Raw genomic sequence first — 19,143 nt, 5'->3', positions numbered from 1 at the left:
AGCGGTCATGCGCGTCGGTATTCTGACCGAGATCAAGAACAACGAATACCGGGTCGCGATCACCCCGGCCGGAGTCGCCGAGTTGGTGCACCGCGGCCACGAGGTGATCCTTCAGGCCGGTGCCGGCGACGGTTCGGCGATCTCGGACGCCGATTTCAAACGCGCAGGCGCGCAGCTGATCGACAGCGCCGACCAGGTGTGGGCCGAGGCCGAGCTCCTGCTCAAGGTCAAGGAGCCGATCGAAGCCGAATACCACCGGATGCGTCGGGGCCAGACGCTGTTCACCTATCTGCACCTGGCGGCGTCGCGGCCGTGCACTGAAGCGCTGATGGCTTCGGGGACGACGTCGATCGCCTACGAAACCGTCCAGACCGCCGACGGCGCCCTTCCGTTGCTGGCCCCGATGAGCGAGGTTGCCGGACGGTTGGCGGCCCAGGTCGGGGCCTACCACTTGATGCGCAGCCACGGAGGCCGCGGCGTCTTGATGGGCGGCGTTCCGGGCGTGGCTCCCGCCGACGTCGTCGTGATCGGCGGCGGCACCGCCGGCCGTGACGCCGCGCGGGTGGCCGCGGGCATGGGCGCGCACGTCACCGTGTTCGATGTCAGCCTCGACAAGCTGCGCGCCGTCGATGCGGAGTTCGGCGGGCGCATCGGAACCCGTTACTCCTCGGCGCTGGATCTCGAGGATGCGGTGAAGGACGCCGACCTCGTCGTCGGCGCGGTCCTGGTGCCGGGCGCCAAAGCGCCGAAATTGGTGACGAATTCGACTGTCGCCCAGATGAGACCGGGCGCGGTGCTGGTCGACATCGCCATCGACCAGGGCGGGTGCTTCGAAGATTCGCGTCCGACCACGCACGACGACCCGACGTATGCCGTGCACGACACGCTCTTCTACTGCGTCGCCAATATGCCCGGCGCGGTGCCGCGCAGCTCGACCTTCGCCCTGACCAACGCGACCATGCCGTACGTGCTCAAGCTGGCCGAGGCGGGCTGGCGGGCGGCGTGCCGGGCCGATGCCTCCCTCGCGAGGGGTCTGTCCACCCACGAAGGCGCCCTGCTGTCCGCACAGGTCGCCGCCGACCTCGACCTGCGGTACACGGATCCGTCGTTGCTGCTCTGAGTCCACGCTCAGCGTGTTTGCCGGGCACCCTTAAACGTGCCGGTGCAAAAAGATAGGGATTCGCCCGATTCCTCCGTCACGCTCCATGCCATACCGTTTAGTCCAGCGGCTGACGCTCGGTGCAGGGGGGGCGAAGAGCGTGGGGGGCAGCCGCTGACAAGCCAGCTTGACCCGGTCCCGAGGGGTGACCGGGCAAAGCTGGCGCCTTCATCGGATATCAGGCCAGCAGGCCGGCGACCAGCACAGAAGCCACTTCACCGACCAGCTGCCGGTCGTTCGGGATGTCGGGGTCGTTTGCCGCGGTCCTGGTCATGATTGCCAGCAGCAATCGCTCACCGGCCGGGCCGAACGCGATACCGACGTCGTTGGTGCTCGCGTAGTCACCGCTGCCGGTCTTGTCGGCCGTCGCCCAGCCCGGCGGCAGCACCGGTCGCACGCTCGACGTCTGATTGGCCCGCATCCAGTCCTCGAGCTGCCGCCGCTGCGGGTCGGCGAGCACGTTGCCGGTGAGTATCGCCCGGTAACCGGTTCCGATGGCCTCGGGTGTGGTGGTGTCGCGCGGATCTCCTGGGACCGCCGCGTTCAGCTCGATCTCCCACCGGTCGAGCCGGGACCGTTCGTCGCCGATGCTGCGGGCGAAGTCGGTCACGCCGGACGGACCACCGATCACCCGCAGCAGCCAGTTGCCCGCGGCGTTGTCGCTTCGCTGCAGGGCGGCCTGACACAACTCCGCCCACGTCATCGTCTGCCCGACGCGCGCCTCGGTCACCGGCGAGTTGGGGACGATATCGCCCGGCTCGATGGTGACGCGATCGGTGAGCGCGAGCTCACCGCGCTCGGCCTTCTGCAGCACCCGCGCGGCGGCGTAGGTCTTGAACGTCGAACACATCGCGAACGGGTCCTGCGCGCGATGCGCGATGGTGTGCCCGGTGCCGAGATTGGTTGCGAACACTCCGATCAACGCGTTCTGGCGACGCTCCATCTCGCCGAGCCGATCCTCGATCGGCGGTAAGGGACGGTTGGGGTCGGCCATGACGGCCTTGTGCGGAGAGGCGGCGAGCGCCGCGAGTGTCAATCCACCGATCAGAACGTGACGACGTGACAACCCAGTCATGGGCTCCCAGCGTAGGTGATCAGCCGGCGATGGCCCGAAGCGGCTGAGGCAGTGACCGTTTCGATTGAAGCGGACCCAACACAGCGCCGCCGTAGGGCCGCCGCAGAAGCCGGCGCGCGACGGCGTTGACCTCGTCGAGCGTGACCGCGTCGATCTTCGCCAACGTCTCGTCGATGGTGCGGTGTTCACCGAAATGCAGTTCGCTGCGGCCGATGCGGTTCATTCGCGAACCCGAATCCTCCAGGCCGAGCACCAGTCCGCCGCGCAGGGAACCCTTTGCGATCCGGCACTCGTCTTCGGTGATCCCGTCGCTCGCGACGGCCTCGAGCACATCGGTGGTCACGCGGGCAACCTCGTCGAAGCGGTCCGGCAGGCAACCCGCGTACACCGACAGCGCGCCGCTGTCGGAGAAGGTGTCGATCGTCGAGTACACCGAGTACGCCAACCCGCGGGCCTCCCGGATCTCCTGGAACAGCCGCGAACTCAGGCCCCCGCCGAGCGCGGTGTTCAGCACCGACAGCGCCCAGCGGTGCTCCCAGTGCCGTCCCGGTGTGCGCACACCCAGCGAAAGGTGCGTCTGTTCGGAGTCCCGGTTGACCAGTTCCAGCCTCGGGCGTCCGCCCACCCGGCCGGCACCTTTGCGGGGCGGCACCGGTGTGCGGCCACGCATCAGACGCGCGCCGAAGTACTCGCGCGCCAGCGACACCACGTCGTCGTGATCGACGTTGCCCGCCACCGCGAGCACCATCCGCTCGGGGGTGTAGCGGCGGACGTGGAAGGAGTGCAGTTGGGCGCGTGTCATCGAGGAGATCGAGTCCACGCTGCCGATCACCGGGCGTCCAACCGGATGCGAGCCGAACATCGCGGCGAGGAACTCGTCGCCGAGGGTGTCCTCGGGATCGTCGTCGCGCATCGCGATCTCCTCGAGCACCACGTCGCGTTCGACCTCGACGTCCTCGGCCGCGCACTGTCCGCGCAAGACGACGTCGGCGACGAGGTCGACGGCCAACTCCAGATCGGAGTCGAGCACGTGCGCGTAGTAGCAGGTGTGCTCGCGGGCGGTGAAGGCGTTCAGCTCGCCGCCGACCGCATCGACGGCCTGCGCGATGCTCACCGCCGACCGGGTCGGCGTCGACTTGAACAGCAAGTGCTCGAGGAAGTGCGCCGCACCCGCGACACTCGGGCCCTCGTCGCGCGAACCGACGTTGACCCATAGCCCGACCGACGCCGAATGCACCGACGGGAGGTACTCGGTGACCACACGCAGGCCACCGGGTAACACCGTGCGACGCACTGCCTCCGCTGATCTGTCGCCACGTTCGGTGTGGCGCAACGCCCTAACTGCTGGCCGCTGCGGCATCTGCCGGCGCGGCGTCGGAATTGGACGCGGCTCCATCTTCCTGTTCATCGACGAGGATCAGCGAGATCTTCCCGCGGTTGTCGATGTCGGCGATCTCCACACGCAACTTGTCGCCGACCTTGACGACGTCCTCGACCTTGGCGATCCGCTTGCCACGTCCCAGCTTCGAGATGTGGACCAGCCCGTCGCGACCCGGCAACAAGGAAACGAAAGCTCCAAAGTCGGTGGTCTTCACCACAGTTCCGAGGAACCGCTCGCCGACCTTGGGCAGCTGCGGATTGGCGATCGCGTTGATCTTGTCGATTGCCGCCTGCGCCGACGGTCCGTCGGTCGCGCCGACGAACACCGTGCCGTCGTCCTCGATGGAGATCGACGCGCCGGTCTCTTCGGTGATCTGGTTGATGATCTTGCCTTTGGGCCCGATCACCTCGCCGATCTTGTCGACGGGCACCTTGATGGTGGTGATCCGCGGGGCGTACGGGCTCATCTCGTCGGGCCCGTCGATGGCCTCGGCCATCACCTCGAGGATCGTCAGCCGGGCGTCCTTGGCCTGCGAAAGCGCACCGGCCAGCACCTGCGACGGAATGCCGTCGAGCTTGGTGTCCAACTGCAGCGCGGTGACGAACTCCTTGGTGCCCGCGACCTTGAAGTCCATGTCGCCGAACGCGTCCTCGGCACCGAGGATGTCGGTGAGCGCGACGAACCGGCGCTCAGTCTTGCCATCAACCTCGATGTCATCGGACACCAGACCCATCGCGATGCCCGCGACCGGAGCCTTGAGCGGCACACCGGCGTTGAGCAGCGCGAGCGTCGAAGCGCACACCGAGCCCATCGACGTCGAACCGTTCGAGCTCAACGCCTCCGACACCTGGCGGATCGCGTACGGGAACTCCTCGACGCTGGGCAGCACCGGCATCAGCGCCCGCTCCGCCAGCGCACCGTGGCCGATCTCGCGGCGCTTGGGCGAACCGACACGGCCGGTCTCACCGGTCGAGTAGGGCGGGAAGTTGTAGTGATGCATGTAGCGCTTGGAGGTTTCGGGCCCCAGCGAGTCGATCTGCTGGGCCAGCTTCATCATGTCGAGTGTGGTGACACCCAGGATCTGGGTCTCGCCACGCTCGAACAGCGCGCTGCCGTGCGCCCGCGGCACGACGGCGACCTCGGCGCTCAACGCGCGGATGTCGGTGATACCGCGGCCGTCGATGCGGAAGTGATCAGTCAGGATACGTTGGCGCACAAGCTTTTTGGTCAGCGAACGGAACGCGGCGCCGACCTCCTTCTCGCGGCCCGCGTACTGCTCGGCCAGCCGCTCGAGCACCTCGGCCTTGATCTCGTCGGTGCGGTCGTTGCGCTCGGCCTTACCGGCGATGGTCAGCGCCTCCGACAACGCGTCGGTGGCCACCGAGGCCACGGCGTAGTAGACGTCTTCGCCGTACTCCGGGAACACCGGGTAGTCGGCGGTCGGCTTGGCAGCGCGCTGCGCCAGCTCCTGCTGGGCTGCGCACAGGCTCGCGATGAACGGTTTGGCGGCCTCCAGGCCCTCGGCCACGACGCTCTCGGTGGGCGCCTGCGCACCGCCGGCGATCAACTCGACGACGTTGTCGGTGGCCTCGGCCTCGACCATCATGATCGCTACGTCGTCGCCCTCGATGGCACGACCGGCGACGACCATGTCGAACACCGCCCGCTCGAGCTGCTCGACGGTCGGGAAGGCGACCCAGGTCCCGTCGATCAGCGCGACGCGCACGCCGCCGACCGGCCCGGAGAACGGCAGTCCGGCGATCTGCGTGGACGCCGACGCGGCGTTGATCGCGACCACGTCGTACAGATCCTTGGGATCGAGGCTCATGACGGTGACCACGACCTGGATCTCGTTGCGCAGGCCGTCGACGAACGTCGGGCGCAGCGGACGATCGATCAGCCGGCAGGTCAGGATCGCGTCGGTCGACGGGCGGCCCTCGCGGCGGAAGAACGAACCGGGGATGCGACCCGCGGCGTACATGCGCTCTTCGACGTCGATGGTCAACGGAAAGAAGTCGAAATGGTCTTTGGGGTTCTTGCTGGCCGATGTCGCCGAGAGCAACATCGTCTCGTCGTCGAGGTAGGCGACGACGGCGCCGGCGGCCTGCTGGGCCAGCCGGCCGGTCTCGAAACGGATGGTGCGGGTGCCGAAGCTCCCGTTGTCGATCACGGCGGTCGCTTCGTACACGCCGTCTTCAATTTCAACTACAGACATAGGTGTCCGTATGGCCTCTCTGGTTCAGTGTCTCCACTGTTTAGCTGTTTTCGCGTCGTCACAGCGCTTGAACCACCGGCCTCGATGCGGCTACGGCCATCGATCGAAGCTGCCGGCAGTTCTTCCGGCAGCCACTACCGAAGACCGCGCGATCGAGCAGGTCCTGGTTATGACACGCGGGAGCGGTGCTCGCGGAGCTGCGAAAACCGCACCCAGGTCGTTCGCGCCTCAACGGCAGTCGAACGAGGCCATCGTACTCTGCGGGGAGTACCCGGCCGAATCCCGTCGCGCGTTCGCGCGGCGGTACGAGGTCAGCGACGCAGGCCGAGTCGTTCGATCAGCGTGCGGTACCGCTGGACGTCGACCTGGGCCACGTACTTGAGCAGCCGGCGCCTGCGGCCGACGAGCAGCAGCAGACCGCGCCGCGAGTGGTGATCGTGCTTGTGCACCTTCAGGTGCTCGGTGAGGTCGATGATCCGCTTGGTCAGCAGGGCGACCTGCGCCTCCGGCGAGCCGGTATCGGTGTCATGCAGGCCGTAGTCGCTCAGGATCGACTTCTTCTCTTCGGCGGTAAGCGCCACGAAACAACTCCATCTTTTTCAGTCCGCGGAAGGGGGCGTGTAAGCCCCGGGAAGGCGCAGCCGCCGCGAACTGCAGCGCACGCCCGGTCGGCACGCAGTCTAGCAGCGGCCGAGGTGAGCGGCGAAATCGCAGCTCAACACCGGTGTCACCGAGCCAGGACTGTGCGGGCGTGTTCGGTGTCGCGGCCCATCTGCTCCACCAGGTCGTCGACGTTGGCGAACTTCTCCTGGCCGCGCAACCGGGCCACGAAATCGACGGCGACGTGCTGGCCGTACAGGTCGGCGGTGGTGTCGAGCACGAATGCCTCGACGGTGCGGGTGCGTCCGGAGAACGTCGGATTGGTCCCCACCGAGACCGCGGCCTGGTACCGCTCGCCGGGGATGACGCTGCCCGCGACCGGACCGTGGCCGAGCACGGTGAACCACGCCGCGTAGACGCCGTCGGCGGGAATCGCCGAGTACATGGGCGGCGCCACGTTGGCGGTCGGAAAGCCCAGCACCTTGCCCCGTCCGTCGCCGCGCACCACGACCCCCTCGACGCGGTGCGGGCGCCCCAGCGCCTCGGCCGCGGCGACGACGTCGCCCGCGTCGACGCAGGACCGGATGTAGGTCGAGGAGAACGTGACGGCCTGGTCCCGGTCGGTGTCGGCCACCCCAAAAGCGTCGGAGACCAGCGTCATGCTCTCCACGGCGAAGCCGAACCGCTCGCCGGCCTGGCGCAGCAACTCGACGTTGCCCGCCGCCTTCTTGCCGAAGGTGAAGTTCTCCCCCACGACGACCTCGACCACGTGCAGGCGTTCGACCAGAAGTTCGTGGATGTAGCGCTCCGGGGTCAGCTTCATGAAGTCGGCGGTGAACGGCATGACCAGGAAGACGTCGACGCCGAGTTCCTCGACCAGTTCGGCGCGCCGGGTCAGGGTGGTCAGCTGGGCGGGATGGCTGCCCGGGAAGACGACCTCCATCGGATGGGGGTCGAAGGTCATCAGCACCGTGGGCACGCCGCGGGACCGGCCGGCCTTGACCGCGTGGTTGATCAGCTCCTGGTGTCCGCGATGCACACCATCGAAAACCCCGATGGTGACCACGCATCGGCCCCAGTCCGTCGGGATCTCGTCTTGTCCCCGCCAGCGCTGCACGAGGGCAAGCCTACGGCGCGACAGGGGTCCCCCGCGTCGCCGGATCCCCCGGATGAGGTGAGTATTGCCTAAACTTTGTCATTGTGAATCCTGCCGGCGATGCGCGTGACCTGACGACGGTTGCCCAGGACTACCTGAAAGTCATCTGGACCGTTCAGGAGTGGTCGCAGGAGAAGGTGAGCACCAAGCTGCTGGCCGAGCGTCTCGGCGTGTCGGCCAGCACCGCCTCGGAGTCGATCCGCAAGCTCGCCGACCAGGGTCTGGTCGATCACGAGAAGTACGGAGCGGTGACGCTGACCGAAGCCGGCCGGGCCGCCGCCCTGGCGATGGTGCGCAGGCACCGGCTGATGGAGACGTTCCTCGTGCGCGAGCTGGGCTACAGCTGGGACGAGGTGCACGACGAAGCCGAGGTGCTCGAGCACGCGGTGTCGGACCGGATGCTCGACCGCATCGACGCCAAGCTCGGGCATCCGACGCGCGATCCACACGGCGATCCGATTCCGGCCGCCGACGGACGCGTGCCCGCCCCGGACGCGCGCCAGTTGTCGGCCTGCAACGACGGCGACCGCGGCACGATAGCGCGCATCTCGGACGCCGATCCGGAGATGCTGCGGTACTTCGACAGTGTCGGCATCAGCCTGGACTCGCGCCTTCGCGTGGTGGCCCGGCGCGACTTCGCCGGCATGATCTCGGTGGCGATCGAGTCGACAGACGGCGACGACACCACCGTCGAGCTGGGAAGCCCTGCCGCAGAAGCGATCTGGGTGGTGGCGAGCTAGCGCGTTGGTCGCTGTGGCGGGCCGCCGACCACTTCGACGAGTGCCCGCCTATCAGCGAATTATTCGCTGTCAGCGAATTTTTCGCTGCAAGGCGGGCGCCTTCCCGAATGGTCGGTTGCGATAACCGGCCACCGGATTTTCGCCAGGCTCCACATTCGCGGGGTGTCCCCTCAGCTTCGTTCGACGGCGGCAGGCTGTTCCTCGGACATCGTGAGGCCGGAGGCCCGCACGAGCACCGCCAGCACGATCGCGACCAACAGCAGTGCGGGCACATCGCCCACCAGATGCCCGGTCTGGTGCTCACCGCGCACCGACTGCACCGCCATGATGACGGCGTGCACGACGCTGGACCACACCGCGAACCAGATCAGGCTCAGATGAGCGCGCGGATTACGCGCCGCCCACACCAGAAAGACCCCGAGGGTCGCATACAGCCCGACGATCATCATGAAGTAGTCGGAGTGATGCGGCGGTCCCGGATGCCACGCCCAACCTGACGGCCACACCGCGGCAAGCGGATACAGGCAGAGGGCGACCACGCCGAACACGCCCAATGCGATCTGAAGTGCCTTGTACGGAGACGCCATTTTCGGCTCCTATCTCTAGGACGGCGTCAGTATGCGCCCGGATGCGCCGGGCTACAAGGTCGCCGGACGCAGCACGACGACCGACTTCGTACGATCCGACCGGTCTTCCAGTAGCGCGATGACCTGGCCGTCCTGAGCCGTCGCGGCGTAAATCCCGTCGATGCCCGCCGGTTTGAGCGGTCGGCCGTGCCGCACGTCCTCGGCCTCGTTCGCGGTCAGGTCCCGCCGCGGGAACGCCAGAAGACATGCGGTGTCGAGGCTGTACGACAGCCGTGGGGTTTCGGCGAGTTCGTCGAGCGTTCGCGCCTCGCTCAACCCGAAACCGCCGACTCTGGTGCGGCGCAACGCGGTGAGATGCCCACCGACTCCCAGCGCGGCCCCAACGTCGCGGGCCAGTGCGCGGATGTAGGTGCCGCTGGAGCACTCCACCTCGACGTCGACGTCGACGACGGCGGGTTCGCGCCGGACGTCCAGCACCGCGAACCGCTCGATACGCACGCTGCGGGCCGGCAACTCGACGGCCTGCCCTTCGCGCGCGAGTTTGTAGGCGCGCTGTCCGCCGATTTTGATCGCGCTCACCGCCGACGGGACCTGGTCGATCTCGCCGCGAAGGTCCGCGACCGCGCGCTCGATGCACTCGTCGGTGACGGCGTCGGCCGAAACCTGCTGCAGCATCTCGCCTTCGGCGTCGTCGGTCGAGGTGGTTTGCCCGAGTCGGATGGTCGCGGAGTACGCCTTGTCCGTCACCGTCAGCAGTCCGAGGATCTTGGTGGCGCGCTCGATTCCGACGACGAGAACGCCGGTGGCCATCGGGTCAAGGGTCCCGGCGTGGCCGACCTTGCGGGTGCCGAAGAAGCGACGGCAGCGGCCGACGACATCATGGCTCGTCATGCCCGCGGGTTTGTCGACGATGACCAGACCCGCCTGTGTCATAGCACGATCGCGGTCAGCGCCAGACCGTCGCGGACCGACCACCGGCCGGCCAGGGATTCCAGCGGGGTGCCGTGCATCGCCGCCGGGTCGATCAGGATTCGCGAGACGAAACTGCCGGAGGTGCCGCTGTCGTCGACGTCGAAGACGATGTGCGCGTCCTCGAAGCCCAGCCACCGGCGGGTCACCGGGAACCACGCCTTGTAGGTTGCCTCTTTGGCGCAGAACAGGATTCGGTCCCAGTGCAGTTCGCCCGGCAGCTGTTTCAGTTCGGTTCGCTCGTCGGGCAGGCTGATCGCGTCGAGCACACCGTCGGGCAGCACACCGTGCGGTTCTGCGTCGATGCCCACCGACCGCACCTCGGCCTGCCGGCCGACCACAGCCCCGCGATAGCCCTCACAGTGCGTCAGCGAGCCGACGATGCCGTCGGGCCAACGCGGTTCGCCCTTCTCCCCCTTCAGGATCGGCACCGGTCCGATACCGATCTCGGAGAGTGCCTGCCGCGCGCAAAACCGCACCGTGACAAACTCGTTGCGCCGCTTGGCCACCGACCGCGCGACCAGAGGTTCCTCCTCGGGCAGCGGCGCCAGGTCCGGCGGGTCGCGGTAGATCTCTGCGGCTGCCAGTCCCGTCCTCGTCGCCGGCAGCACACCGGACAGCAGCGAAGCGGCGACCGTCATCGCGAGACCTGCCTGTCGCGGATCCGTTGCTGCACCTTCTGCGCGTTCTCCCGCATCTCCTGGGTGATCTGGAAGTGGCCGCCGAACTCGTTGAGGTACCCGGGCGGATACTGCGGGTCGGGCAGGATCTGGCGCATCCAGCGATATGGCTTGCGGCGGCGCCACTCTCGCGGATATCCGACGGACACCTCCTCGAACCGCACACCGTCGTACCACGTCGTGCGCGGAATGTGCAGGTGGCCGTAGACCGAGCACACCGCGTTGTAGCGGGTGTGCCAGTCGGCGGTGGCGGTGGTGCCGCACCACAGCGAGAACTCGGGGTAGAACATCGCGTCGCAGGGTTCGCGAACCATCGGGAAGTGGTTGACCAACACCGTCGGCGTCATCCAGTCGAGGTCCTCGAGTCGTTTGCGGGTGTAGGACACCCGGTCGCGGCACCACGCGTCGCGGGTGGCGTAGGGCTCGGCGGACAGCAGGAACTCGTCGGTGCCGACGACGTTGCGCTCGCGCGCAATGGCCAGCCCCTCAGCCTTGGTGGCGGCGCCTTCGGGCAGGAAGGTGTAGTCGTACAGCAGGAACATCGGCACGATCGTGGCCGGACCGCCCTCCTCGGTCCACACCGGGAACGGATGCTCGGGGGTGATGATGCCCATCTCGTCGCACATGTTGACCAGGTAGTCGTAGCGGGCCTTGCCGAAGATCTGCATCGGGTCGCGGTTGGTGGTCCACAGCTCGTGGTTGCCCGGAATCCAGATCACCTTGGCGAACCGTTTACGCAACAGGTCCAGGGCCCAGCGAATCTCGTCGGTGCGTTCGGCGACGTCGCCGGCGACGATGAGCCAGTCGTCGGGCGAGGCCGGATGCAGCGACTCGGTCACGGGTTTGTTGCCTGTGTGACCCGTGTGCAAGTCGCTGATCGCCCAGAGGGTGGGTCGTCGGCCGTCGCGTGTCACAACTGACCAGGGTACTTAACCGGATGTGCGCGGCTCGTCCGGCAACTAGAACAAGTTCTTGTTTCCTCTTCGGGTGCTGGCAGCGGCCCGCTACACTCCCCGCAGGGTCGGACCGACGAACAAAGGGGTGACATGCTCGCCAAGCTGCGCTTGGTCTCGGCACTGTGCGCACTGATCGCTGCGGTGATGGTGGTGTGGCAGGCCAACCCGGCGGGCGCCCCGCGGGTGGACGCCGTCGACATTCCGATGACGAATGTCACGACGTCGATCAAATGGCCCGTCATCGAGACCACCGACCCGTCGCCGTTCAACCCGTGCAAGCAGATTCCGCTCGAGGCGGTGCAGGCGATCGGTCTGGCGTTCACGCCGCCGACGCCGGAGGATCAGCTGCGGTGCCGATACGACGCGGGCAACTATCAAATGGCCGTGGAGGCCATCGTTTGGCGCACCTACGAGCAGACCCTGCCCGCCGATGCGGTCCAGCTCGACATCGACGGGCACCGCGCGGCGCAGTACTGGGTCATGAAGCCGACGGACTGGAACAACCGCTGGTGGATCACCTGCATGATCGCCTTCGACACCAGCTACGGCGTGCTGCAGCAGTCGCTGTTCTACTCGCCGATCTACTCCGAGCCCGACCCCGATTGCATGCAGACCAACCTGCAGCGCGCGCACGAGCTGATTCCGCACTACGTGTTCTGAGTCTTCTGATCGGCCCGCGCGTTCAGCTGTCGCGCTCGATGCGGTCCATCGGGGTGGACCGCTCCAACATTCCGATCGTCTCCTCGCCGTCCCAGCGATAGCGCACACCGGCCTGCTGCAGGGCCGGGAACGTCCAGTTGGCCATCTTGTCCAGTTGTTCGGCGGGAAGCTCGGCGGGATCGGTGATGTCGTGGGTGGACAGCACCGTCTCCCCCTCGATGTGCACGGTTCCGCGGGCCGTTTCGAGCACCAGCGACACGTCCTCCCCGCGCGGCCGCAGCCGGCGCAGCCACGGCGCCTCCACGACGCGGGCGGGGATCAGACCCGCCGAATCTCCGAGGTACAGGTAACCCTCGTTGTAGTTCGGCTGCCCGTCGGGCCGCGGCGGGTACGCGATGTAGCCGAACGCTCGTCCGCTTCCGAACAGCGCGGACTGCCAGCAGTGCCCCCAGAACCCCTCCAGTCGGCGCACGCCTTGGCGACGGATGCGCAGCCCGCTTCCCGACAACGGGTGCCGGCGTCCCGCCACCTCCACGATCCCGTCGGCGCGGAACAACTGTTCGTAACGGGCGCCGCCCATCAACTCACCGACCACCGTCGTCTTCAGTTGGTCGGCGGCATCATCGCGCATCGCCCCCTGAATCCACGGTGGCACCGCCATTCTCGCCTCGACCTCGAATCGCACGTCGACAAGCGGGCCGCTCTTGTCGCCGGCGGCGAGCGCCTCCGAGGACGTCTGGACGGCCTGACCGTCGAACGTCACCGTCCACGTGTCGAACGGCGCCACGCACTCGAACGTCAGCGGCCCCGCGCCGAGCACCGTCGGCTCGCCGTTGCGGCCCTCGACCGGCGCGCTCTGCCCGTCGGCGCGCAAGCGGTAGACGCGTCCGTCGGCGAACGCCAGGTTGACCTGCAGTCCGTGAGCGTCCCAGTTGGACGCGACCGCCTCGATGCCGATCCTGGGCAGGCCGACCTCGCCGCGCTCGTCGAACACCCAGAAGCTCACCGAATCCCGCATCTCGGGGTCCTGCGGCCGCTCGGCGAACATGTACTCGCGGGCCGGGTCGATGCCGCCCGTCACGTCGACGGTCATGGGGTGCTTTCCTCCTGCCGGTCGTAACGCCGAGAGCCGCCGGCGTAGGCGTCTACGTAGGCCGCGAACAGCGGCCGAATCACGTTGTCGTCCAAGCCGAATGCCGCCGGGTCGGCTTTGGGGTGCGGTTCGCGCTTCTCGGCGTTCTCGGTCCACCACGCCCGCATACCGGCCTCGAACCGTTCGGTCACCGTCTCGCCGAGCCAGCCGTAGAGCCGCCTGACTTCGCCGATCGGATCGTTCTGCATAACCCGAAAGTCGATGTCGTAGAACCGGTCTGCGGCCTTATCGCGGAATGCCATCGCCCGCGTGATCCCCGTGGACCACTGGGTGACGTTCAGTTCACCGAGATAGCGGCGGTCGAGGTGATCGGTGAAGCCGCCGACGATGTCGGCGTAGACGTCGACGACCGACAGCAGCACGTCGGTCGGATCACGGTGCGTCATGACGAAGCGGGCATCACCGAACACGCGGTCGAGGTAGTCCAGCGAAAGCACGTGCGCCGGCGACTTGAGCCGCCATGGGCGCGTCGGTTCCCCCCACTGCAGCAATCGGAGTACCCGTCGTTCATAGCGGTACGTCGACGTGAAATCGGCTCGGTCGCAGAGCCATTGCGAGTAGGTCGGAATCTGTGCATAGGCCTGGAAGATCTGGGACTTGAAGTCGAGCGCCATCAGGTCCAGGCATTCCATCGGTCCGCGGATGTCGGTGGGCACGTGGGGGCGGGTGCCCACGAGGACGGGCCGCTGTTCCGGCGGGATGCGGGGGTCGTCGCCGCGCACGGTCGACGGTGGCGGGCACGGCTGTGCGGACTCCCAGCTGCGCAGGTAACGGACATCGGGATCTTGGGCGAGCAGGAACGACAGCGCAGTCGACCCCGTCCGCGGCAGGCCCAACCCGAACAGCGGCGCGGCGATCTGCTCGTCGTCGATGTCGGGGTGGCGGCGGTACCAATCCTCCACCTGGAGCCGCTGCGACAGGTGCAGCCCGATGCGGTTGTAGACGAAGTCCTCGCCGCGCGCGTTGAGCCGGGCTTCGTCGCTCAGCGCACGGACGAGGATCTCCAGGCCCTCGCGGAACGAGTCCTCGCCGAAGTCCTCGAGTCCGGTGCCCTCGACGGCCGCGGCCATCAGATCCTCGACCGATGCCACGCTGCACCTCCCACCGAATTGGTGACAGTACACTGCCACTACTATGGCCGGCTCGTCAACGCGCTCGTACGACAACAGCATCCGCAGGCGCAAGGCCGCACACACCCGCGAGCGCATCGTCGCCGCGGGCAGTGCGCTGGTGCATGAGTTCGAGACGTGGGACTGGCGCGAGCTGACGTTCAAGGCCGTCGCCGCGCGGGCCGGGGTCGGCGAGCGGACGGTGTACCGGTATTTCCCGACCGAACGCCATCTGCACGACGCGGTGATGCAACGTCTCGAGACCGAAGCAGGGGTGTCCTACGAGGACGTCACGCTGGCGAACCTGAGTGAGGTGACGGGGCGGGTTTTCGCGTCGCTGCAACGCTTCTCGATCAGGCACAGCACACCGTCGCCGGTCGATCCCGCGTTCGTCAGCTCCGACGTCCGCCGCCGCGATGCGCTGTTGCGAGCGGTGAACGAGGCCTCACCGCAGCTCCCCGTCGAACAGCGGCGCGCGATCGCGGGCCTGCTCGACGTGCTGTGGAGCCCGGCCACCTACGAGCGCCTGGTCGCGGTGTGGGGCCTGGACGGCGACGCGGCCACCCGTGCGATCGACTGGTTGATGGCCCAGGTGACACAGGCGATCGAACGCGGGGGCATCGAGTCTGCGTAGCCTCGTGACGTGACCGCATCCTCCGTCGCCGCACCGCCGGCATCCCGTTCGAAGGTCAAGCAGCTCACCGGACGCACCGTGTCACGCCTGCTGCGGCTGCCGCCGCACACCACCGACTTCACGGTCCACAAGGTCCGCGTACCGATGCGCGACGGTGTCGAGCTGCGCGCCGACCACTATGCGCCCAGCACGCTGGACCCCGCCGGCACGCTGCTGGTCCGCTGCCCCTATGGCCGCGACTTCCCCTTCGCCGCCATCTACGGACGCGTCTACGCCGCACGCGGCTATCACGTCGTCCTGCAGAGCGTGCGCGGAACCTACGGCTCCGGCGGCGACTTCGACCCGATGGTCAACGAGATCGCCGACGGCGCCGACACCGTCGAGTGGCTGCGCAACCAGGAGTGGTTCACCGGCTCGTTCGCCACGATCGGGCTGTCGTATCTCGGTTTCACCCAGTGGGCGCTGCTCACCGACCCGCCACCGGAGATGAAGGCCGCGGTGATCACCGTCGGTCCGCACGACGTCAGCGGGCCGCGGTGGGGTCCCGGTTCGTTCGCGCTGAGCGACTTCCTCGGCTGGAGCCACCTGGTGGCCTATCAGGAGGATCCGAACCGGGCGCGGGCGCTGGTGCGACAGCTGCGGTCGCGGCGCCGGCTGGCCCGTGCGATGAGCCGGCTGCCCGCCGGCGAGGCGGGCCGCGCGCTGCTGGGCGAGGGTGCGCCGTGGTGGGAGTCCTGGCTCGATCATCCCGATGCCGACGATCCCTTCTGGACCGCGCTGAACCTGCGTCGGGCCCTGGACACCGCCGACGTGCCGGTGCTGCTGATCAGCGGCTGGCAGGACCTGTTCCTGGAGCAGACGATGGCCCAGTATCGGCGGCTGCGTGAGCGCGGAGTCGAGGTCGGACTGACCGTCGGCCCGTGGATCCACACCCAGTTGTTGACCAAGGCCGCGCCGACCGCCATCCGCGAGACGCTCGACTGGTTGGACGCCCACCTCACCGGCGCGGAGAGCAAGCGGCGCCAGCCGGTGCGGATCTTCGTCAACGGCAGCGGCTGGATCGACCTGCCCGACTGGCCGCCGGCGATGCCCGAAGTGGTGCGCTACCTGCAGCCGGGTGGTCGCCTCGGCGATGCCATCCCGCCGGAGACGGCGGCTGCGTCGACGTTCAGCTACAACCCGGCGAATCCGACGCCGACGGTGGGCGGCCGGCTGCTGTCGCCGGAGGGCGGATATCGCAAGGACACCCGCCTGGCGCAGCGTGCCGACGTGTTGAGCTTCACCGGCGACCGCCTGCCCGCCGACAAGTACGTGGTGGGGGTACCGGTCGTGGAGCTCTCGCATTCGTGCGACAACCCGTACAACGATTTGTTCGTGCGCCTGAGCGAGGTCGACGCCAAGGGACGCTCACACAACGTGAGCGACGGCTATGTCAGCGCCGCACCGGATTCCGGACCGGTGCGCATCGAACTCGACCCGATCGCGCATCGCTTCCGTGCGGGTTCACGGATCCGGGTGCTCGTGGCGGGCGGGTCACACCCCCGGTTCGCCCGCAACCTCGGTACCGGCGAACCGCTCGGGACGGGTAAGAACCTCGCGCCGGCCACCCACACCGTGCATCTCGGCGACGGCGCGTCGCGGCTGGTGCTGCCCGCCGCGCCGCAGCCGCCCGCCGGCTGAGGCGCGGGTCAGCCCACCGAACGGCGCACCCGCTCGGCGATCTCGTGCAGCGCGGCGCCGTCGTACACGGGGGCCGCCCACTCGGGGTCGATCGGCAGCTGCACCCAGCTGGCGCAGCCGCCGTACTCGGGTGTGCGTTCGAGTCGCAGCGGGGCCAAGAGCGGGCCGGCCTGGACGACGAGCGCGGTGAGCCGATGTTTGGGCCGAAAATCGAGCCGGTCGGCGCGCACCGATGCGTCGGTCCAAATATGCAGGGGCGCTATCTCTTCGAGGGCTGCGGGGCGGTTCACCTCGACTGCGGCGACGACGCGGGCGCCGGCGCGCACCACCACCGCGTCCTCTGTGCTGTCGGCGGTCGCCACATCGAGCAGATCGCGGTGCTCGGGGCGCACCCGCTCGGCGTGGCTGTGCGCGACCGTCGGAAACAGCAGAAAGCGCGACGCGGCGACCGCGAACCGCTTCTCGTGGATACCGCCCTTGCGCAGCAGAACGGTCTGCCTGCCGTCCAGCAGCGCGTGGATCGCAGCACTCCACTCCTTGAGCGCCGGCTGCGTCAGCGTCGTCGTCATCGTGCTACGTCGCGGCCGCAGCTTTGCTGTTCATGCGGGCCCGCACCTCGGGCCGGCGCAACGGCGGCACCGTCTTCGGCGGCTGGCGCCGGGCCGGCAGAGACTCCAGCAGCCGGTGGGTGGTGGCGGTGACCTCCGCGACGGCGGCCTCGAAGGCGTCGGCGTTGGCCGCGGTCGGCCGGGTGATTCCGCTGACCTTGCGAATGTACTGGCGCGCGGCCGCCTCGATCTCCTCGTCGGTGGCCGCCGGTTCGAGTCCGCGTAGCTCGGTGATGTTTCGGCACATGGCTCCACGATAGGTTCGTCGGGTGACTGACGACATCCTGCTCATCGACACCCGCGACCGGGTGCGCACCTTGACCCTCAACCGGCCGCAGGCGCGCAACGCGCTGTCGTCCGAGCTGCGCAGGCGGTTTTACCGTGCCCTCGGTGAGGCTCAGGCCGACGACGACGTCGACGTCGTGATCGTCACCGGCGCCGATCCGGTGTTCTGCGCGGGTCTGGACCTCAAAGAGCTTGGCGACACCACCGAGCTGCCCGACATCTCGCCGAAGTGGCCGCCGATGACCAAGCCGGTGATCGGCGCGATCAACGGTGCGGCCGTCACCGGTGGCCTCGAAATCGCCCTGTACTGCGACGTTCTGATCGCCTCCGAACAGGCGCGCTTCGCCGATACGCATGCCCGGGTCGGGCTGTTGCCGACGTGGGGGCTGTCGGTGCGGTTGCCGCAGAAGGTCGGCGTCGGCATGGCCCGCCGGATGAGCCTGACCGGCGACTACCTGTCGGCCGAGGAGGCGTTGCGGACCGGGTTGGTCACTCAGGTGGTGCCCCACACCGAGCTCATGTCGACCGCCCGGCAGGTCGCGGCATCGATCGTGGGCAACAACCAGCAGGCCGTGCGCGCGTTGCTGGCGTCGTATCACCGCATCGACGAGGCGCAGACCAACGAGGGACTGTGGATCGAGGCGGCGTCGGCGCGCGAGTGGATGCGCACGACCAGCGGTGACGACATCGCCGCCAACCGCGACGCCGTCCTGCAGCGGGGCCGCTCGCAGGTCCGCTGATTGTTTCTGGCGCGCCTGCCCACACGCCACCTTGTGCGAGCGACCGCGTCTGATCACGACACGCCGCGGATTTACAGCAGTTTGCGGTCGCTCGTACGCTGCGAGCGTGAACGAAGCGCACGAGTACTGCGGCAGCGAGGAATGGCGACAGCTGATCCGCGAGGTGATTCTGCCGTGGGCATTGGGTGAGGTCGACCTCGGCGACGACGTGCTCGAGGTCGGCCCCGGCTACGGTGCCACCACCGACGTGCTGAGCGAATCGGTGGGCCGGCTAACCTCGGTGGAGATCGACGACGAGCTCGCGGCGATGTTGACGACGCGCTTCGCCGATGTGCCGACCGTCGAGATCGTGCGCGGCGACGCGACCGCGCTGCCCTACGCCGACGACCGCTTCTCCGGCGCGGCGTGTTTCACGATGCTGCATCACGTCCCCACCGCCGAACTTCAGGATCGGCTCTTCGCCGAGGTCGCCCGGGTGCTGCGGCCCGGGGCCGCGCTGGTGGCCAGCGACAGCCTCGGCAGCGACGAGTTGGCCGTCGCGCACGAAGGCGACACCTACAACCCCGTCGACCCTGTGACATTGCCGGACCGGTTGGCGGCGGCGGGATTCGGCGATGTGCGGATCAAGACGACAGAGTTCGGTTGGGCGGCTGTGGCCCGGCGCTGAACCGCGGCGAGCGACCGCAAACTGTCCATATCAACGCGGCGTGTCGTGTTCAGACGCGGTCGCTCGCGGCACAAAGGAGACAAGACGCG

20 protein-coding genes are annotated in these 19,143 nt (G+C 68.1%); 7 read left to right on the top strand and 13 right to left on the bottom strand.

Annotation, left to right across the window (positions count from 1 at the left end; all coding sequences use genetic code 11):
• The first annotated feature begins 7 nt into the window (after window positions 1-7).
• Window positions 8-1,120, top strand: a complete 1,113-nt coding sequence (gene ald / locus CEX87_RS01350) for an alanine dehydrogenase (RefSeq protein WP_094285676.1) — start codon at window positions 8-10, stop codon at window positions 1,118-1,120.
• A 217-nt stretch (window positions 1,121-1,337) separates the two neighbouring features.
• On the opposite strand, the gene bla is transcribed toward ald, so the two are convergent.
• The 5 genes from bla to CEX87_RS01325 all read right to left on the bottom strand — a co-directional run bounded on the left by bla (window position 1,338) and on the right by CEX87_RS01325 (window position 7,547).
• A complete protein-coding gene (gene bla, locus CEX87_RS01345; RefSeq protein ID WP_064394487.1) occupies window positions 1,338-2,234 on the bottom strand; it encodes a class A beta-lactamase in 897 nt (298 codons plus the stop codon).
• A 19-nt stretch (window positions 2,235-2,253) separates the two neighbouring features.
• On the bottom strand, window positions 2,254-3,594 hold the full coding sequence (locus CEX87_RS01340) for a M16 family metallopeptidase (RefSeq protein ID WP_094285822.1): 1,341 nt from the start codon (window positions 3,592-3,594) through the stop codon (window positions 2,254-2,256).
• Complete coding sequence (locus tag CEX87_RS01335; protein WP_064394491.1) at window positions 3,572-5,830, bottom strand: polyribonucleotide nucleotidyltransferase; 2,259 nt, start codon at window positions 5,828-5,830, stop codon at window positions 3,572-3,574. Before CEX87_RS01335 ends, CEX87_RS01340 begins: the two co-directional genes overlap by 23 nt.
• 311 nt (window positions 5,831-6,141) lie before the next feature.
• Window positions 6,142-6,411: a 30S ribosomal protein S15 gene (gene rpsO, locus CEX87_RS01330; RefSeq protein ID WP_064394493.1), complete on the bottom strand. Its 270-nt coding sequence runs from the start codon at window positions 6,409-6,411 to the stop codon at window positions 6,142-6,144.
• Window positions 6,412-6,557: 146 nt separating this feature from the next.
• Entirely contained in the window at window positions 6,558-7,547 is a 990-nt protein-coding gene (locus tag CEX87_RS01325) for a bifunctional riboflavin kinase/FAD synthetase (RefSeq protein WP_082693882.1), read from the bottom strand.
• 83 nt (window positions 7,548-7,630) lie between these two features.
• On the opposite strand from CEX87_RS01325, the gene mntR reads away from it, so the two are divergent.
• A complete protein-coding gene (gene mntR / locus CEX87_RS01320) occupies window positions 7,631-8,326 on the top strand; it encodes a manganese-binding transcriptional regulator MntR (RefSeq protein WP_064394496.1) in 696 nt (231 codons plus the stop codon).
• Window positions 8,327-8,496: 170 nt separating this feature from the next.
• Here mntR and CEX87_RS01315 read toward each other — a convergent pair whose 3' ends face one another.
• Genes CEX87_RS01315 through CEX87_RS01300 form a run of 4 tightly spaced genes read right to left on the bottom strand, consistent with a single transcriptional unit; the run spans window position 8,497 to window position 11,476 of the window.
• Window positions 8,497-8,913, bottom strand: coding sequence for a DUF6632 domain-containing protein (locus CEX87_RS01315; protein ID WP_064428298.1), 417 nt, complete (start codon window positions 8,911-8,913; stop codon window positions 8,497-8,499).
• Between the two features lie 51 nt (window positions 8,914-8,964).
• Complete coding sequence (gene truB, locus CEX87_RS01310) at window positions 8,965-9,846, bottom strand: tRNA pseudouridine(55) synthase TruB (RefSeq protein ID WP_094285674.1); 882 nt, start codon at window positions 9,844-9,846, stop codon at window positions 8,965-8,967.
• A complete protein-coding gene (gene pptT, locus CEX87_RS01305; RefSeq protein ID WP_064416966.1) occupies window positions 9,843-10,523 on the bottom strand; it encodes a 4'-phosphopantetheinyl transferase PptT in 681 nt (226 codons plus the stop codon). The genes truB and pptT overlap by 4 nt, the downstream gene beginning before the upstream one ends.
• A complete protein-coding gene (locus CEX87_RS01300) occupies window positions 10,520-11,476 on the bottom strand; it encodes a metallophosphoesterase family protein (RefSeq protein WP_064394502.1) in 957 nt (318 codons plus the stop codon). Before CEX87_RS01300 ends, pptT begins: the two co-directional genes overlap by 4 nt.
• Before the next feature lie 132 nt (window positions 11,477-11,608).
• Here CEX87_RS01300 and CEX87_RS01295 point away from each other — a divergent pair, with 132 nt between their 5' ends.
• Window positions 11,609-12,178: a DUF3558 domain-containing protein gene (locus CEX87_RS01295; RefSeq protein ID WP_064394504.1), complete on the top strand. Its 570-nt coding sequence runs from the start codon at window positions 11,609-11,611 to the stop codon at window positions 12,176-12,178.
• A gap of 22 nt (window positions 12,179-12,200) precedes the next feature.
• On the opposite strand, the gene CEX87_RS01290 is transcribed toward CEX87_RS01295, so the two are convergent.
• Both CEX87_RS01290 and CEX87_RS01285 read right to left on the bottom strand, forming a co-directional pair.
• Window positions 12,201-13,271: a hypothetical protein gene (locus CEX87_RS01290; protein ID WP_064426053.1), complete on the bottom strand. Its 1,071-nt coding sequence runs from the start codon at window positions 13,269-13,271 to the stop codon at window positions 12,201-12,203.
• Window positions 13,268-14,422, bottom strand: coding sequence for a sulfotransferase family protein (locus CEX87_RS01285; protein ID WP_064426054.1), 1,155 nt, complete (start codon window positions 14,420-14,422; stop codon window positions 13,268-13,270). The genes CEX87_RS01290 and CEX87_RS01285 overlap by 4 nt, the downstream gene beginning before the upstream one ends.
• Window positions 14,423-14,465: 43 nt before the next feature.
• On the opposite strand from CEX87_RS01285, the gene CEX87_RS01280 reads away from it, so the two are divergent.
• Window positions 14,466-15,074, top strand: a complete 609-nt coding sequence (locus tag CEX87_RS01280; RefSeq protein WP_064426055.1) for a TetR/AcrR family transcriptional regulator — start codon at window positions 14,466-14,468, stop codon at window positions 15,072-15,074.
• 9 nt (window positions 15,075-15,083) lie between these two features.
• Complete coding sequence (locus tag CEX87_RS01275; protein ID WP_198957132.1) at window positions 15,084-16,754, top strand: CocE/NonD family hydrolase; 1,671 nt, start codon at window positions 15,084-15,086, stop codon at window positions 16,752-16,754.
• Between the two features lie 8 nt (window positions 16,755-16,762).
• On the opposite strand, the gene CEX87_RS01270 is transcribed toward CEX87_RS01275, so the two are convergent.
• Window positions 16,763-17,323: a DUF1802 family protein gene (locus tag CEX87_RS01270; RefSeq protein ID WP_064428302.1), complete on the bottom strand. Its 561-nt coding sequence runs from the start codon at window positions 17,321-17,323 to the stop codon at window positions 16,763-16,765.
• Window positions 17,324-17,327: 4 nt separating this feature from the next.
• Window positions 17,328-17,609, bottom strand: coding sequence for a DUF2277 domain-containing protein (locus CEX87_RS01265; RefSeq protein ID WP_064416963.1), 282 nt, complete (start codon window positions 17,607-17,609; stop codon window positions 17,328-17,330).
• Window positions 17,610-17,631: 22 nt separating this feature from the next.
• On the opposite strand from CEX87_RS01265, the gene CEX87_RS01260 reads away from it, so the two are divergent.
• Window positions 17,632-18,387 carry an enoyl-CoA hydratase gene (locus CEX87_RS01260; protein WP_066809224.1) on the top strand — a complete coding sequence of 252 codons (756 nt, stop codon included), beginning with the start codon at window positions 17,632-17,634 and terminating at the stop codon, window positions 18,385-18,387.
• Window positions 18,388-18,493: 106 nt separating this feature from the next.
• Window positions 18,494-19,054, top strand: coding sequence for a class I SAM-dependent methyltransferase (locus tag CEX87_RS01255; RefSeq protein WP_064394519.1), 561 nt, complete (start codon window positions 18,494-18,496; stop codon window positions 19,052-19,054).
• Window positions 19,055-19,143 lie beyond the last annotated feature (89 nt).

This window comes from Mycobacterium lehmannii (assembly GCF_002245535.1).
GTDB classification, from domain to species: domain Bacteria; phylum Actinomycetota; class Actinomycetes; order Mycobacteriales; family Mycobacteriaceae; genus Mycobacterium; species Mycobacterium lehmannii.
The sequence above is the reverse complement of the archived record's forward strand: the minus strand, read 5'-3'. Positions and strand labels throughout refer to the sequence as shown.